Origin of the sequence: Sporichthya brevicatena (genome assembly GCF_039525035.1) — a bacterium.
GTDB classification, from domain to species: Bacteria; Actinomycetota; Actinomycetes; order Sporichthyales; family Sporichthyaceae; genus Sporichthya; species Sporichthya brevicatena.
In genome coordinates this window covers 1-14795 of the sequence record NZ_BAAAHE010000020.1, presented here as the reverse complement: position 1 = coordinate 14795, position 14795 = coordinate 1, and the positions used below count along the sequence as shown (strand labels likewise).

16 protein-coding genes are annotated in these 14795 nt (G+C 72.3%); 7 read left to right on the top strand and 9 right to left on the bottom strand.

Annotated elements, in window-relative coordinates:
* Positions 1–25: 25 nt before the first annotated feature.
* Positions 26–748: a PIG-L deacetylase family protein gene (locus tag ABD401_RS12815; RefSeq protein ID WP_344605523.1), complete on the bottom strand. Its 723-nt coding sequence runs from the start codon at positions 746–748 to the stop codon at positions 26–28.
* 82 nt (positions 749–830) lie between these two features.
* On the opposite strand from ABD401_RS12815, the gene ABD401_RS12810 reads away from it, so the two are divergent.
* The 4 genes from ABD401_RS12810 (at position 831) to ABD401_RS12795 (ending at position 4781) form a co-directional block, all read left to right on the top strand.
* On the top strand, positions 831–1085 hold the full coding sequence (locus ABD401_RS12810; RefSeq protein WP_344605258.1) for a hypothetical protein: 255 nt from the start codon (positions 831–833) through the stop codon (positions 1083–1085).
* Between the two features lie 13 nt (positions 1086–1098).
* Positions 1099–1365 (top strand): ANTAR domain-containing protein, encoded by a 267-nt coding sequence (locus ABD401_RS12805; RefSeq protein ID WP_344605256.1) that lies wholly within the window; start codon positions 1099–1101, stop codon positions 1363–1365.
* Between the two features lie 67 nt (positions 1366–1432).
* Positions 1433–1996 carry a DUF5709 domain-containing protein gene (locus tag ABD401_RS12800; protein WP_344605254.1) on the top strand — a complete coding sequence of 188 codons (564 nt, stop codon included), beginning with the start codon at positions 1433–1435 and terminating at the stop codon, positions 1994–1996.
* A 58-nt stretch (positions 1997–2054) separates the two neighbouring features.
* A complete protein-coding gene (locus tag ABD401_RS12795) occupies positions 2055–4781 on the top strand; it encodes a SpoIIE family protein phosphatase (protein WP_344605252.1) in 2727 nt (908 codons plus the stop codon).
* Positions 4782–4943: 162 nt separating this feature from the next.
* On the opposite strand, the gene ABD401_RS12790 is transcribed toward ABD401_RS12795, so the two are convergent.
* The 3 genes from ABD401_RS12790 to ABD401_RS12780 form a co-directional block, all read right to left on the bottom strand.
* Positions 4944–5669 carry a hypothetical protein gene (locus ABD401_RS12790; RefSeq protein ID WP_344605250.1) on the bottom strand — a complete coding sequence of 242 codons (726 nt, stop codon included), beginning with the start codon at positions 5667–5669 and terminating at the stop codon, positions 4944–4946.
* Positions 5670–5733: 64 nt separating this feature from the next.
* Positions 5734–6339: a hemerythrin domain-containing protein gene (locus tag ABD401_RS12785; RefSeq protein ID WP_344605248.1), complete on the bottom strand. Its 606-nt coding sequence runs from the start codon at positions 6337–6339 to the stop codon at positions 5734–5736.
* An 11-nt stretch (positions 6340–6350) separates the two neighbouring features.
* Positions 6351–7592, bottom strand: coding sequence for a hypothetical protein (locus ABD401_RS12780; protein ID WP_344605246.1), 1242 nt, complete (start codon positions 7590–7592; stop codon positions 6351–6353).
* A 128-nt stretch (positions 7593–7720) separates the two neighbouring features.
* On the opposite strand from ABD401_RS12780, the gene ABD401_RS12775 reads away from it, so the two are divergent.
* On the top strand, positions 7721–8659 hold the full coding sequence (locus tag ABD401_RS12775) for a patatin-like phospholipase family protein (protein ID WP_344605244.1): 939 nt from the start codon (positions 7721–7723) through the stop codon (positions 8657–8659).
* Between the two features lie 109 nt (positions 8660–8768).
* Here ABD401_RS12775 and ABD401_RS12770 read toward each other — a convergent pair whose 3' ends face one another.
* Together ABD401_RS12770 and ABD401_RS12765 are read right to left on the bottom strand one after the other, a co-directional pair.
* A complete protein-coding gene (locus ABD401_RS12770; RefSeq protein WP_425566141.1) occupies positions 8769–9245 on the bottom strand; it encodes a DUF4383 domain-containing protein in 477 nt (158 codons plus the stop codon).
* A gap of 86 nt (positions 9246–9331) precedes the next feature.
* Entirely contained in the window at positions 9332–10846 is a 1515-nt protein-coding gene (locus tag ABD401_RS12765; protein ID WP_344605240.1) for an MSMEG_6728 family protein, read from the bottom strand.
* A 41-nt stretch (positions 10847–10887) separates the two neighbouring features.
* On the opposite strand from ABD401_RS12765, the gene ABD401_RS12760 reads away from it, so the two are divergent.
* Both ABD401_RS12760 and ABD401_RS12755 read left to right on the top strand, forming a co-directional pair.
* Positions 10888–11661, top strand: coding sequence for an Fpg/Nei family DNA glycosylase (locus tag ABD401_RS12760; RefSeq protein WP_344605238.1), 774 nt, complete (start codon positions 10888–10890; stop codon positions 11659–11661).
* A 20-nt stretch (positions 11662–11681) separates the two neighbouring features.
* Entirely contained in the window at positions 11682–12518 is an 837-nt protein-coding gene (locus ABD401_RS12755) for an MBL fold metallo-hydrolase (RefSeq protein WP_344605236.1), read from the top strand.
* On the opposite strand, the gene ABD401_RS12750 is transcribed toward ABD401_RS12755, so the two are convergent.
* From ABD401_RS12750 to ABD401_RS12740, 3 genes are read right to left on the bottom strand one after another with little or no spacing between them, the layout of a single operon-like run.
* Positions 12479–12994, bottom strand: a complete 516-nt coding sequence (locus ABD401_RS12750; protein WP_344605234.1) for a DUF1360 domain-containing protein — start codon at positions 12992–12994, stop codon at positions 12479–12481. The genes ABD401_RS12755 and ABD401_RS12750 overlap by 40 nt on opposite strands.
* Before the next feature lie 2 nt (positions 12995–12996).
* Positions 12997–13566: a hypothetical protein gene (locus ABD401_RS12745; RefSeq protein ID WP_344605232.1), complete on the bottom strand. Its 570-nt coding sequence runs from the start codon at positions 13564–13566 to the stop codon at positions 12997–12999.
* 10 nt (positions 13567–13576) lie between these two features.
* Complete coding sequence (locus ABD401_RS12740; protein WP_344605230.1) at positions 13577–14725, bottom strand: zinc-dependent alcohol dehydrogenase; 1149 nt, start codon at positions 14723–14725, stop codon at positions 13577–13579.
* Positions 14726–14795: the final 70 nt, after the last annotated feature.

Genomic DNA, 14795 nt, shown 5'->3' with positions numbered 1-14795 from the left:
GGCCCCCGTTGGCCGGACGCAACGGTCAGCGGGTGTCGAGCACGACGAACGACTCGCCGAGGCGGCCCGCCGGCAGGTTCCCGGCCGCCGCCTGGGCGGTGGCCCACGCGCGCATGCGGTCCTCGAGATCGGTCAGGTGGGCCGTCTGGGACACGTGCGCCCACAGCGCCGCCATCTTGCGGTCGAAGGTGTCGGTGATGTCGACCGTGACGTCGCCCCCGCCCGGCGCCAGCATCCAGATCTCGGACACGGTGTGGGGCGCGAGACCCTCCGCGGCGACCAGCTCCGGGTGGGCGAATTCGTTGCGGGCGTCGGGGTAGACGGCGCAGAACGTGGCCTCGCCGGTGGCCGTGTGGTCCGGGTGGCTGCCGTACATGCTGCGCAGGTCGCGGATCGGATTCTGGGTGATCACACGCGTCGGCCGGAACTGCCGAATCACGCGGGAGATGTCGCGGCGCAGCTCCAGGCTGACCGTCAGGCGGCCGTCCGGGTAGCCGAGGAACTCGACCTGCCGGACGCCGACCACCGACGCGGCCTTGAGCTGCTCCTCACGCCGCTGAGCGGCCATCTCGGCGCGCGTGATCGAGGGGTCGCTCCCGCCGGCGTCGCCGTCGGTGACGATGCAGTAGGCGACCTCGATGCCCTCCGCGGTCCAGCGGGCGATCGAGCCGGCGACGCCGTAGTCGACGTCGTCGGGATGGGCGGTGACGACAAGGACACGGGTCTGTTCGGGCGTGACGTCGGTCATGTCCAGGAGCAACCGCGGCACCCCCCGGGTGAATTCCGCGCGCCGGTCGGGGTAGTTCGGCCGGGAGTCGAAGGAGATCCCCATGCCCGTGTCCGTGGCCCGTTCCGCCCCCGTCGTCCTGACCGCCGTGCTCGTCCTGGGTACCGCCGCCTGCGGCGAGGACGAGATCTACGACGACGACGGCCCGCTCAACCCGAGCTCCCAGACCACGGCCACCCCGCAGACCTCCGAGCCCGGCCTCGCCGACGCCGGGACCGCGTCGCCGATCCCGACCCGGGGGGACGACGTCGGCATCGGCGGCCAGGAACGCTCGGACGGCCAGGACGCCGAGCAGTAGCCCCTAGGAATTCATGATCGAGGTCGAGCAGAACTCTCCGGAGACCGCCGAGGACCCCCGCCTGACGCAGCTTCAGGCCGAGGTGGACGGCCTGCGCCTCGCGATGCGCAACCGCGGGGTGATCGAGCAGGCGAAGGGCATGGTGATGCTCCGGCTCGACGTCGACGAGGACGCCGCGTTCGACCACCTCCGGGTGCTGTCGAACCGCACGAACCGCAAGCTGGTCGACGTCGCCACCGACGTGGTGCGCACGCGGGGAGCGGACGTCGCACCCGACTGATCGCGTGTGCCCGTCGCCGGGGCGGGGAAGCCTGCAGGGGTAAGCCCGTCCACGAGGAGGTGCCCCGATGTCGCAGCCGTCGGAGGACAACGAGATCTACAACGGCTACAGCGTCGACGACGAGGACCAGCCCCAGTCGATGGGCGACAGCCTGGTCGACGAGCGAGGCCTGAAGGAGCCGCTCGACGAGGGGTTCTCCCCGCCCGAGAAGTGGTCCGCCGGTCAGCGCTACGGGAACACCGACTGGGAGGAGTCCCACGGGGAGTCCCTGGACCAGCGGCTCGCACAGGAGGAGCCTGAGAACCGCGACGACGACCGGGAGTCCGTCGGCGGTGAGGTCGGTGCCCAGCGGGCCGGCCGCCTGGTCGAGGACGACGCCGGAGCGCGGAGCGATACTGACAAGGACCTGTTCGCCACGGACGTCGGCATCGACGGTGCCGGCGCATCGGCCGAGGAGGCAGCAGTGCACGTGATCCCGGATCCGGACGAGATTCCCGACGCCGAGCGCGTCGTCGACGAGGTCGGCACGGACGTGCTGGACGACGCCGACCCCACCGAGCTCGCGTTGTCCGACGAGGAGCTGCTCGACGCGGAACGACGCGTCGCGCTGCCGGAGGACAGCAAGCTCTGAGCTCGGCCTGAGCAGGCAGAATGATGCGCGACCCGCGTCCTTCTGCAAGGAGGCCCCCGTGCCGGCTGCGTCCGAGCTGGTGCTCGCCGCCGAGCCGGACGCCGCCACCAAGGCCCGCCGGTTCGTCGCCGCCGAGCTGGCCGACGCCCCCGAGGACACGGTCAGCACGGCCGAGCTCGTCGTCACCGAACTCGTCACGAACTCGGTGCTGCACGCCGCGGCACCCATCGTCGTGCGCGTGCGGGGCATGGACGGCGGGGCGCGGATCGAGGTCGAGGACGGGGGCCGCGACCTGCCGATCGCGCCGCCGCTGAACCCGCACTCGATGACCGGACGCGGCCTCGCTCTCGTCGCCGCGACCACCGCGGGCTGGGGGGTCGAGCCGGCCGCGAACGGGCGCAAGATCGTCTGGGCCGAGGTGAGCTCGGGGCCCGGCGGGGCGAACGCGCACCCGCTCGCCGACCTCGACCTCAGCCAGTTCGCCGACGCGGACGACAACGACACCGACGAGCCGGTCTTCACCGTCCGGCTCGGCTCGGTGCCGACCGACCTGCTGCTCGCGGCGAAGGGCCACGTCGACAACGTCCTGCGCGAGTTCCACCTCGTCACCGCGGGGACCGACCTGCTGGAGAGCCGGCCCCCGCCCGAGCTCGTCGAGCTCATCGACACGATGGCGGAGGACTTCGCCCTCGCCCGGAACGAGATCAAGCGCCAGGCTGTCGCCGCGGCCGAGCGGGGTGACGTCGAGACCGACCTGGTGCTGACGCTGCCCGTCTCGGCGGCCGCCGCGGGTGAGCGGTACCTGGCGGCGCTGGACAAGGTCGACGCCTACGCGCGCAACGCGGCGCTGCTGACGTTGGAGACGCCGCCGGCGCACCGGGTGTTCCGCCAGTGGTACGTCCAGGGGCTCATCGACCGGTTGCGCGCCCTCGCCGCCGGTGGCCCGCTCCCGGTCGTGCCGAGCTTCCCGCAGGCGCTGGCGGCCGAGGTCACGCGGCTCTCGACGCTGCGCGACGTCTCGGACCGGCTCAGCCGGCTGCAGCTCATCACTGGCGAGCTCAGCCAGGCGCGCGGGGTCGCGGACATCGCCGAGACCCTGACCTCCTCCGCGGCCCGGCACCTCGACGCCACCGGGTCGGCGATCCATCTGCTCCGCGGCGCGACGCTGGAGCCGCTCGCCGCCGGGGGCGAGGCCGACGGCCGCGTCGTCGACCTCACGAGCGACGACCCCGTCGCCGAGGTGGCCCGGACCCGGCGGTCCCTCGAGTTGCGCGGGCGCGCCGCCGGCGAGCGCTTCCCCGGCCTCGCAGCCCGCTTCGCCGAAGACCGGACCCTGCACGTCGCCCCGCTGGTGGTGGGCGCGGAATGCATCGGGGTCCTGACCGTGACGTTCCCGCTCGTCGGACTCGACGAGGAGAGCCGCAGCTCGATCGTCACGACGCTCGCGGACACCCTGGCGCAGGCCCTGGAACGGGCGATCAGCTCGGAGCGGGTCGCCGAGGCCAACGCGAAGTTGGCCGCCGCGAACGAGCGGCTGGCGTTCATCGCGGACGCCTCGATCGTGCTCTCCGGCACGCTCGACTACGACGCGACGTTGCAGGCGACGCTGAACCTGATGGTCCCTCGGTTCGCCGACTGGTGTTCGGTACAGCTCGCCGAGGACGGCGCCCTGCGCATGGCCGCGATCGCACACGTCGACCCGGAGCGGAACGTCGTTGCGCAGGAGATGATGCGGCGCTACCCGGTGCAGCCGAACACTGACATCGGCACCGGCCGGGCGATCCGCACCATGCAGCCGGAGCTGTTCGACCACGTCACGCCCGACATGCTCGCCACGGCCGCCGTGGACCTGGGGCATCTGAAGCTGCTGCACCAGCTCGGTAGCGACACCGCGCTGGTCGTGCCGTTCTCGTTCCAGGACGAGATCGCCGGCGTCCTGACGCTCGTGTATGCGGACGACTCCCGGCGCTACGTCCCCAGCGACGTGCCGTTCGCGCAGGACATCGCGCGCCGGGTCGCGGCGGCGCTGCGCTCGGCCGCGGCGTACCGGGAGAAGACGGGGCAGCTCGCGGACGTCCGTCGCGTCGCCGACGCCGCACAGCGCGCGATCCTCGCCCCGCCGCCCGCGCAGATCGGCCCGGTCGCCCTCGCCGCGCGGTACATCGGCGCCGCGGCCGAGGCCCAGGTCGGCGGGGACCTGTACGAGGTCGTCGCCCGGCGCGGGTCGGTCCGGCTGCTGATCGGGGATGTCCGGGGCAAGGGGCTGTCCGCGGTACGGATGGCGACGATCGTGCTCGGCGAGTTCCGGGCCGTCGCGGCGGAGCTAGCGGACCTGCCGGCCGTCGCCACCCAGCTCGACCGGCGGCTGCGCCCCCACCTCGGGGAGGAGGACTTCGTCACCGCCCTCCTGGCCGAGATCTCCGACGACGGCAGCTTCTCCGTCACGTCCTGCGGGCACCCGCCCGCCCTGCTGCTGACGGACAGTCAGGTTATCGAGGTCGGGTCGGAGTTCACCCTCCCCCTGGGCCTGGGCGCAGAGCCCGTCGTCGACACCGGCCGCCTCTCCCCCGGCGACCGGCTCCTGCTCTACACCGACGGCGCCATCGAGACCCGGGACAGCGAGGGCCGGTTCCTCAACTTCGTCGAGCTCCTCCGCCTCGAGCTCGGCCGCGACCACGGCGAGCTCCTCGACGCCGTCCTCACCTCGCTCCGCGCCCGCGCCGGCCGCTCCCGCCTCAACGACGACCTCGCCCTCCTGATCGCCGAGTACCGCGGCCCCGCCTGACCGGTACACCGCCTGTGCCCACCGCCCACCGACCGGTGCACCGCCCGGGTCCTGTGCGCCGCCTGTGCCGCGCCTGTGCCGATGTCAAAAAAGGGTGACACCCCTTACTGCGCAGTAAGGGGTGTCACCCTCTTTTTGACACGGCGGTCCGGCGGCGGTCAGTCAGGAGAGGTCGCGGACGAGTCGGGCGGCGGACTTCGCCTCGCGGCGGGCGGCGGTGAGCTGCTTCTTCGCCCAGTCCAACTGCTGGGTGAGGTTGTCGACGGTCGCGGTGAGCTCCTCGACCCGACGGTCCGCCTCGGCGGCGGCCTTCGCGGCGGCGTCGTCCTTGCCCTTGCCCTTCGCCGCGGGCTTCGGCTTCTCCGGCGGGGACGGGACGGCGACGAGGGTCGCGAGGGCGGGCATCTCACCGAACCCGGCCCAGAAGAGCGCCTTGGTCAGGCGGCCGCTGCGGACGGCCGCCCCGAACTGCTCGGTCGCGAGCGCGGCGGTGAGGGTGCTCTCGACCTCCTCCGCGACCGAGGCGCTGACCGGCTGCCCCAGCTCCTCAGCGAGGGCCTTCGCCTGCCGCGTCAGGGCCGGGACGCGCAGGTTCCGCTCCCGGCTCAGGGAGCGGATGCGGTCGGGGTCGCGGGCGCGCTCGGCGGAGCGGAGGTCGTCGCCGAGTTCGAGGAGCGCGTCGACGTCGTCGGGGTGACGCCGCACCAGCTGGTTGACGACCCACGCGGACGTCGAGGGCTTGGGCAGGGCGGTGATCGCAGCGGCGAGATCACGATCCTTCGCCTTCGCCGCCTTCGCCGTCTTCGCGGCCGCGTTGCGCGCCGCGACGAAGTCGGATGCCGGCAGCCCGTACAGCTCGTCGGCGACCGTGCTCAGCTCGTCAGCCACGCGCCTGACGCTATCCGGGCGTCCGCCGATGTGGCTGCAACGGCAGCCACATCGGCAGACGCAGTCAGCTCGCCAGGGCCTTGCGGACCAGGTCGCGGGTGCGGTCGAAGATCGACGCCATCGGTCCGGCGAGGTTGTTCGCCGTCGCCGAGTTCACCGCCGGGTGCGGGTGCGTCGGGGCGATCGCCTCGGACGCCTTGAGCATGGTCGCCATCATCGCGGCCTGCCCCTTCTTGCCCTCGTCGATCGTCTTCTGCTTGAGGTAGCGGAACTCGTACTGCTCCTCGTGGACGGCGTGCATGATGACCGCCTCGCGGAGCTGGGCGAGCAGGGCGTCGAAGGCCTCCCCGTCCGGGCCGATCTTCTCGAGCTCGGCGAGCATCTCCTTCGCCTGCCGCTCCTCCTCGATGCGCGCGTCGGCGATGGCGTCGCCGCCGTCGACCTTCGCTCGCGTCATCGGCCGGAGCACCTGCTCCTCGGCCGTCTCGTGGACGGCCAGCATCGTGACGAGCCGGGAGAAGGCGTCGGCCTTCGCCTCACCCGTCGAGCCCATCACCTCGGTGAACAGGTCGCGGATCATCATGTGCTGCCCGATCAGGAAGGCGATCGGGTCGGTCTCGGCAGCCAAGACGTCGAGTTCGACGCCGGGCTCGCTCAGTTGCGCAGTCATCTGACGTCCTTTCAGCTCGCGGCGCCGGGGGCGACCGCGACCTGGTCGAGCGGCGACTGGCGCAGCTCGGGCCGCGGGTGCTCGCCGTCGGTCTCCATGCGGTAGTCGCTCCCGCCGAACATCTCCTCGTGCTGGGCGATGACGGCGTCGCTCGCCGGCAGCTCGCCGCCGAGCAGGGCGTCCTGCATGGCCTGGAAGCGCTCGTGCGCGTCCTTGACGAAGCCGGTGCCGAGGGTCGTGAGGTCGATCTGCGTGTCGAGCAGCTCGCGCAGGTAGGCCTTGTTCGGCTCGAAGGTCATCGGCGGGTCCAGCTCGGCCGGGAGCATCTCGACCGGGTCGCGGCCCTCGTGCTTGCGCATGAGTTCGATGGCCTCGTGCAGCTGGCCGAGCTCCTGGTTCAGGTGCAGCTCCCAGATCGCCTTCACCCGGCGGTCGGACTCCTGCTCCATGAACGACCAGTAGAGCCAGCACTCGTTGTACTCGTGCAGGACGAGACGCTCGAACCAGGTCTCGGTGGGGTCGAGCAGCGAGCCGTAGTGCGTGACGTGCTCCTCCTCCACCATCGCGATCTCCTGGTAGAGCTGGCGCGCGATCGGCTCCATGTACTGCGGGCCGACGTTCATGTAGAAGTTCATCGTCTGTTGCTCGGCCGCGACCAGCGTCAGCGAGTGCAGCTTCGAGCGCGGGTCCGTTGTCTTCGCGTTGTACGGCTCGCGGACGTTGTCGATCGGGTGCCGGTGGTGGTACCGCGTCGGGCGCCCGGGCATGACCTCGGTGAGCGAGTCGACGATCCGCTCCGCCTTGCGGTGCTGGATCATCTCGTAGAGGTTCGCGTACCGGTACAGGTGGTCGAAGTCCTCGAGGACGCCGAACTCGTACGCCTGCCGCAGGTACGGGTCGGGTTCCTGACGCGCCAGCCACGCCGTCAGGTCGATCGCGACCTGCTCGTAGGAGATCGTCGTCTCCAGCGCGGAGGACGATCCTGGCAGCAGCCAGTTCACGACCTTCTGCTGCTGCTGCTCGATGTAGCGGGTCTGCGCCAGCGCATGCTTGAGCGCCATGTCCGGGCAGTTCCGATGGAACTGGTGGCTGAACAGGATCGACTCGACCTCGATGCCGTTCATCACGATGATGCGGCACTTCGTGTACGGGTCGGCGAGGTCGGGGTCGACGGGTTCGACGTCGAGCTCACGCCAGTTGCGGAGCTGGTCGGCGACGGGGATGCCCTTGTGGTCGAGGGGGTTGAAACCCATGGCGGTCCTTTCGGGCGGGAGGAGCACACCCTCCGGGCGGAAAGGCGGCTACCGCCGGGCTACCCGGCGCCCGGAAGCACATGCGGTGCTCGGCGGCTGGATTGACGACCGCCGGGTAGCGGTCGGGCATGACACGACGACGTGCGCTGGTGCTGGGGAGCAGCGGCGTCCTGGGCATCGCCTGGACGCTGGGGACGCTCGCTTGCATCGAGGAGGAGACCGGATGGGACGCCCGCGAGGCGGACCTCATCGTCGGGACCTCGGGGGGATCACTGATCGCGACGCTGCTGCGGGCCGGGTACTCGGTGCCCGAGCTGTGCGAGGCGCACCTGGCCGAGATCGAGGGCGTGCTGCCCGCCGAGATGGCTGAGGACGTCCCGACCAAGCTCGCGTCGACTCTCGCCACCCAGCCGGCGCGGCCGCCGCTGCCGTGGCCGACGCCCGGGTCCGTGCGGCTCGCCGCCCGTGGCCTGCTAACGCCCTGGCGGACGCCGCCGCTGGCGACGCTCGCCGGCCTGCTGCCGCGAGGGCGCGGATCTCTCGACCACGCCGAGGAGTTCGTCGCGAACCTGCGGTCCGGGCCCGCGCGGGCGGACACCCAGGTCGTCGCCATGAACCACCGCACCGGCGAGCGGACCGTCTTCGGCCGCCCCGGTGAGCCGGAGGCCGAGCACTCGCGCGCGGTCATCGCGTCGATGGCGTTCCCGGGCTGGTTCACGCCGGTGCGCGTCGGCCGCGACCGGTACGTCGACGGCGGCCTCTGCTCGCCGTGCAGCGCCGATCTGGCCGACGACGCGGACGAGGTCTTCGTCCTCGCTCCGCTGGCCGGGATCGCGCTGACCCGCCCACGTTCGCCACTGGCGCTCGCCGACTGGGCCTACCGCTGCACGGCGGCCCGCATGGTCGAGCGCGAGGCCGAGACGCTGCGCGCCGGTGGGGCATCGGTCCGTGCGTTCGCGCCCGACGCCGAGGCGCTCGCCGTGCTCGGGCGCAACATGATGAACGGCGCCGCCCGGTGCGAGGCGCTCCGGTTCGCGCACGACCACCCGACCGAACTCGTCGCCTGACCCCCCTCGTTGGAGATGACATCTCCAACGACAGAGGCCCTTCCCGGTGGAGATGTCATCTCCACCGGAAAGGGCCCTCGCACCTGGAGATGTCATCTCCAGGGGTGGGTCAGTGGTGGACGTCCTCGCGGCGGACGATCGTGCTCCGGCGGCTCGGGGTGAGCGCCAGGGCGAGGGCGAGCATCCCGACGACGAGGCCGCCGTGCAGCCAGTTGTCCGCGGTGTTCACCGGGAGGAAGTTGGCGTCACTCCCCTGGTCGACGACGACGCCGTACACCAGCACGAGCGCGTAGACCATCGCGCCGCCGACCAGGTAGGTCGAGGCACCCCGCACGGACCGAGCCATCGCCAGGCCCACCACGCCGAAGGCGAGGTGGACGATGTTGTGCAGCACGGAGACATGGAAGATGCCCAGCAGTTCGGCCTGCGACCCCATGTTCGCGTGGTCGTGGCCCACGATCTCGAGGTTGTCGACGTTCGTCGTGAGCCCGGGGACGAACCCCGCCACGCCCACGAGCAGGAACGTCGCCGCAACGACGGTGGTCGCGAGCTTGAGTAGGTGCGCCTTGCGGTCCTGCTCACCCATCGGCCGGTCGACCGTGGGTGACGAGGTTCCGTGTCGCATCGTGACCTCCATCCATGGGCCGGGCGGATCCCGGCCATCGATGGGGACTACCCGGGTTCGCCGAAGTGATCGAGCAGAGCGGCCCGAAAGTTCGGGGTGGCCGCCAGACGACGCAGGTCGGCCGCAGCGTCGGGATCCAGGACCGCGACGGAGAACTCGGCCCGCGCCGTCTCGATCTCCGCGCGCCAACTCTCGATCGAGGGTGGATTCTCCGAGATCAGGAGCGGCAGCCGGGCGCGCGGGAGCGGCGGGAGCGCGTCGACGGAGACGACGAGGGCAGCGAGGCGCCGGCTCCGGAACGCCCCGAGGGCCGCCTCCGCCCGCGACGGGCGCATCGGCGGCGGGGCCCACACCTGGGCGGGGAGGCCGTCGGCGCTGAGCCGCTCGGCCCGGCGGCGGGCCGCCTCGCGGGTCGGGCAGACGACCAGGGCCCGCCCGTGCTCGGCGACGAAAGCGGTGACCGCGGCTCCGCGGGCACGGACGCTCCCCACCTGACGGATGCTGAGCGAGCTGCCGGGATCCCACCCGCCACCGGCGTGGAGGGGGTCGGTGAGATCGTGCGCAGCGATCAACGCGTCCCGCTCCGCCGGATCGGCCCGCGGCGTGATCACCAGCAGCGGCGGGTCCCCGAGCCGGCGCCGGACGGCGGCGGTCCGCTCGGCCTGCTCGGCGGTCAGCCGGTGCGCGTCGTCGACGACGACGAGCCCGATCGGGTGTTCCGACGGGCCGTCGCCGATGCGGTCGGCCGGCGTGAACAGGAACTCCGGCGGCTGGGCCTCCGCGCGCATCGCGACGAGGTCGGCCGGGCCCGGCGGACGGGCAGTCAGCGGCGCCGGTTCCCCGGGCGGGACGTCGCGCGGGGGCGGCCCGACGACGGCCGGCACCGCCGGCGACCGCGGCAGGAACGGCGGGTGGACCCACCACGTCAGGCCCTTGGTCGCGAGTCCGGCGGCGAGACCGGCCGTCGAGCCGCCGGTGCCGGGGCGCATCACGAGCAGGACGTCCCGGCCCGCGGCGGCGGCCTCGACCGCGGCGCATTGGGCGGGCGTCGGCTCGTCGATGCCCAGCGTCCGGAACGCCGCCGGCACCGGGAGCCCGTCGCCCCGCACCGGCCAGGCCGGGAAGACGTCGGGCGGCCAGAGATAGCCGTCGTCGGACTCCGGGTCCGCGGCGGCCTCAGCCGGGAAGCGTTCGGCGTACCACTCGGGTTCCTTGCGCAGCAGCGCGAACCGGTGCGAGCGGTGCAGCGGCTCCCACCCGAACCACGGCGGCAGCGGCGGGTCGTCGGGCTCGACGCCGTCGGACCACTCCAGGAACTTGTCCGCGAGGGTGTCGGCGTAGCCGCGTCGCACCCACTCGCGGCAGTTCTCGCGGCCGTAGCGGACCAGACCCGGGACGAACCCGCGCCACATCCGCACGGCGGGGTGGTTGCGCCACGCATAGGTCTCGAAGGTCAGCGCCCGCAGGATCTGGAACGTCTCGACACGTTGCTTGCCGAGCCGGCGGTCGTCGAGGACCACACTGCTCGCCCGCAGGTCCGGATAGGGCAGGAACGTCTGCACCCTGAGGTATCTGCCCGGCTCGCGCGGGCAGAACCTCTCCCGTGCCCGAGGGACACCTGATCCATCACTTCGCCGACCGGATCCGCGCCGACCTGGGCGGGACGGAGATCCGCGCGACCTCGCCGCAGGGCAAGTTCGACGCCGGCGCCCTGGACGGCCGGCGCCTGCTCGACGTGCGCGCGGCCGGCAAGCACCTGTTCTACGACGTCGAGGACGCGCCCGCCGTCCACGTCCACCTCGGGATGCGGGGGCTGTTCCTGCACCACCCCGACCCCACGACACCGGCGCGCACCGGCACCCGACTGCGGCTCGCGAACGACGACGCGGCGTGGGACCTGATCGCCCCGTCCGCCTGCGACCTCCTCGACGCCGCCGAGGTGGCGCGCATCCTCGCCAAGCTCGGCCCCGACCCACTCGGCCCCGACGATCCCGCCGCCGCGGTCACGGCACTGCGGTCGTTCCGCGGCCCCGTCGGCGCCGCCCTGCTCGACCAGTCGGTCTGGGCGGGCGTCGGCAACGCGTGGCGGGCCGAACTCCTGTTCCTCGCGCATCTGCACCCGCGCACGCCGTGCGCGGACCTCAGCGCCGACCAGGCCACCGCACTCTGGGAACTGACGCGCCGTCTGATGGCGCTCGGCCGCGACGCCGGTCAGGTCGTCAGCGACCCCACGGACCCCGACGAGCGGTGGGTCTACAGACGCGCGACCTGCCGGCGCTGCGGCACCGCCGTCGCCACCGCCGCGGTCGCGGGCCGCACCGCCCACTGGTGCCCGGCCGAACAGGACGAGCAGGTCCACGCCCTGCCTACCCGGTGACGAGCCGACCTGGAGGACCGATGGAGACCGACCGCACAGCCGATCTGACCTTCGGTGGGACCGCGACGACCCTGCTTCGCCTCGGGCCGTTCACCCTGCTCACCGACCCGAACTTCCTGCACCAGGGTCAGCGGGCGTACCTCGGCTACGGACTCTGGAGCAAACGGCGGACCGAGCCCGCCCTGCTGCCCGCCGACCTCCCCGCGTGCGACGCCGTCCTGCTCTCCCACCTGCACGGGGACCACTTCGACCGCGTCGCGAAGCGCGAGCTGGACCACGAACTCCCGGTGCTGACCACCCGTCAGGCTGCAAAGCGCCTCCGCGGGTGGGGTTTCGGCGCGGCCGACGGCCTGGAGCCGTGGGCCACGCGCACCCTGACTCAGGGCGGCGAACGGCTGACGGTGACCGCCGTCCCCGGCACGCACGGGCCGGGCCCGATGGGCGCGATCCTGCCGCCGGTGCAGGGGCATGTGCTCGAACTCGGCACCGGGAGCGACCGGTTGCGCGTCTACGTCACCGGCGACGTGCTCTTCCGCCCGCAGTTGCGCGAGGTCGTCGAGCGGTGCGGGCGTCTGGACACGATGGTGATCCACCTCGGCGGGACCCGGGTGCTCGGCATCCTCGTCACGATGGACGCCCGGCAGGGGACGGATCTGGTCGAGCTCCTGGAGCCCACCGTCACCGTCCCGATCCACTACGACGACTACGGCGTCTTTCGCTCCCCGCTGTCGGAGTTCCTCGCGCAGATGCAGATGCGACGACCCCGCTCCGAGATCCGCGTCGTCCGCCGCGGTGACGCCGTGTCCCTGGACCCGGGTCAGTCGGCCCGCGCCTGGAGCGCGCCCGGGAGCTGCTGAGCGGAGCAGTAGGCGTGGTGGAGGAAGTCCGCGCCCGCGGCGGCGGCGAGGGTGCTCGCGACCAGGCGGGTCGGGCCGGGGGCGAGGACGAGCCCCACCGCCAGGCCCGTCGCGATCCACTGCCCGAGGCAGAACGGGCAGGACACGAGCTCGCCGACGGTGTGCCGTGCCCCCTCGCCGCGCGGAGCGTCGTTGACCTCGTTGGCCTCCCCCTCACCGGCGCGCCGGGTGAACGGCGCGCGCAACGGGGCGGTGACCTTGTCCTTCGTCAGCAGCCGCGCGCCCTTGTAGGTCGCCAGCGCCATGCGGGCCGTGTCCCACGCCGAGATGCTCGGCACGGTCGCCCCGCGCCGGCGCGCGACCAGGGCCGCCACGGCGACCAGCCCGCTGTAGGCGGTCATCGTCGCCAGGTGGGCACCCTCGTCGGCGTCCGAGCCGTAGTTCTGACGGACCGTCTGGTCCAGGACGTCAGACACACTCACGAGCGACCCGCAATCTTCCGTACCGCACGGCGGCCGGCGACAGCGGCCAGGATCCACGGCCCCGCCACGACCAGCGGGTCCATCCAGTGGTGGTTCACGTCGGGGCGACCGCGGCCGCGGCGCGAGCCGAGGCCGTCGTGGGTGAACTCGGCCCGGACGCCGGTCTGCGTGACGGGGTTGTCGGGCCGGGCGGACGCGAACGAGCGCAGGTGGCTCTCGACGGCGTCGACGCGGTCGGCCGCGAGCAGGAGGAGCCAGTGCGCGGCGCGGCCCTCGCTCCATCGGCGGTAGGCGAGCTTGCGCATCGCGCCGGACAGTCCGCGCGGCGGGCAGGAGGTCCCGAAGACGGGCGGCAGCATCAGGTGCTCGACCGACCGCTCGCGCGGCCACGCCTCCGGCTGCCGGTCGGGGAAGTGCCAGTGCGCGCCGGTCTCGATCCCGGGCACCTCGCGGCGGCCGCCGGACGGGCGGTCGGCGGGGTCGAGGTCCGCGCCCCAACCGGGGATGCGCGCCCGCAGTTCGTCGGCGCTCGCGGCGGTCTGCGGTTTCTCCGCGGTGTAGGTCACGACTTTCCTCTCACGCGGCGGACGGGACGACGATCGGCTTCACGCAGTTGTCGAGCTTCGCGGAGAAGATGTGGTACCCCTCCGCGATCTCGTCGAGCGGGATCCGGTGGGTGACGATGTCGCTCGGCTTGAAGTAGCCGTTGCGGATGTGCTCGAGCAGCCGCGGCCACTGCCGCTTCACCGGGCACTGGTTCATCCGCAGCGTCAGGCCCTTGTTCAACGCGTCGCCGAACTTCACGGCGCTGAACACCGGGCCGTAGGCACCGACGACCGCGACCGTCCCGCCCTTGCGGACCGAGTCGATCGCCCAGTTCAGCGCGATCGGCGAACCGCCCTGCAGCTTGAGCTTCGCGGACGTGACGTGCATGAGCAGGTTGCCGTCCGCCTCCGCGCCCACCGCGTCGATGCAGACGTCGGCGCCGAGACCGCCGGTCTCCCGCTTCATCGTCACGACGATGTCCTCGTGCTCGACGAAGTTGAACGTCTCGGCGTGAGCGAAGGTGCGCGCCAGCTCCAGGCGGTAGTCGAGGTGGTCGACCACGAGAACCCGACCCGCGCCCATCAGCCACGCCGAGCGCGCGGCGAACAGCCCGACCGGGCCGGCGCCGAACACCACGACGACGTCGCCCTCGACGATGTCGCCGAGCTGCGCACCGAAGTACCCGGTGGGCAACGCGTCGGTCAGCATGACCGCGTCGTCGTCGTCGAGCCACTCGGGGATCACCATCGGCCCGACGTCGGCGAAGGGCACGCGCACCAGCTCCGCCTGCCCGCCGTCGTAGCCGCCGCAGGTGTGCGAGTAGCCGTAGATCCCGCCGACCGCCGTCGCGTTCGGATTCACGTTGTGGCAGTTCGAGTACAGCCCGCGGGCGCAGAAGAAGCACGACCCGCAGAAGACGTTGAACGGCACCATCACCCGGTCGCCCACGCGCACGTTCTCGACCGAGGAGCCGACCTGGTCGACCACACCGATGAACTCGTGACCGAACGTGTGCCCCACCCGGGTGTCCGGCATCATCCCGTGGTACAGGTGCAGGTCCGAGCCGCAGATCGCGGCTGAAGTCACCCGCACGATCGCGTCGTTCGGGTGCTCGATCGTCGGTTCCGGCTTCTCCTCGACGCGGACCTTGTACGGCCCGCGGTAGACCATCGCCTTCAACGTGTCCCCCTAGTACTACAGCCGCACTTATGGATAGGCGCCACGGGCGCGGTAGTGGCTGCGTCGAGCG

Excerpts from the sequence above, each read along its gene's own strand:
- ABD401_RS12805 (WP_344605256.1), top strand. The coding sequence starts at position 1,099 with ATGATCGAGGTCGAGCAGAACTCTCCGGAGACCGCCGAGGACCCCCGC.
- ABD401_RS12775 (WP_344605244.1), top strand. The coding sequence starts at position 7,721 with ATGACACGACGACGTGCGCTGGTGCTGGGGAGCAGCGGCGTCCTGGGC.
- ABD401_RS12815 (WP_344605523.1), bottom strand. The coding sequence starts at position 748 with ATGACCGACGTCACGCCCGAACAGACCCGTGTCCTTGTCGTCACCGCC.
- ABD401_RS12800 (WP_344605254.1), top strand. The coding sequence starts at position 1,433 with ATGTCGCAGCCGTCGGAGGACAACGAGATCTACAACGGCTACAGCGTC.
- ABD401_RS12770 (WP_425566141.1), bottom strand. The coding sequence starts at position 9,245 with ATGGGTGAGCAGGACCGCAAGGCGCACCTACTCAAGCTCGCGACCACC.
- ABD401_RS12780 (WP_344605246.1), bottom strand. The coding sequence starts at position 7,592 with ATGGGTTTCAACCCCCTCGACCACAAGGGCATCCCCGTCGCCGACCAG.
- ABD401_RS12810 (WP_344605258.1), top strand. The coding sequence starts at position 831 with ATGCCCGTGTCCGTGGCCCGTTCCGCCCCCGTCGTCCTGACCGCCGTG.
- ABD401_RS12755 (WP_344605236.1), top strand. The coding sequence starts at position 11,682 with ATGGAGACCGACCGCACAGCCGATCTGACCTTCGGTGGGACCGCGACG.
- ABD401_RS12785 (WP_344605248.1), bottom strand. The coding sequence starts at position 6,339 with ATGACTGCGCAACTGAGCGAGCCCGGCGTCGAACTCGACGTCTTGGCT.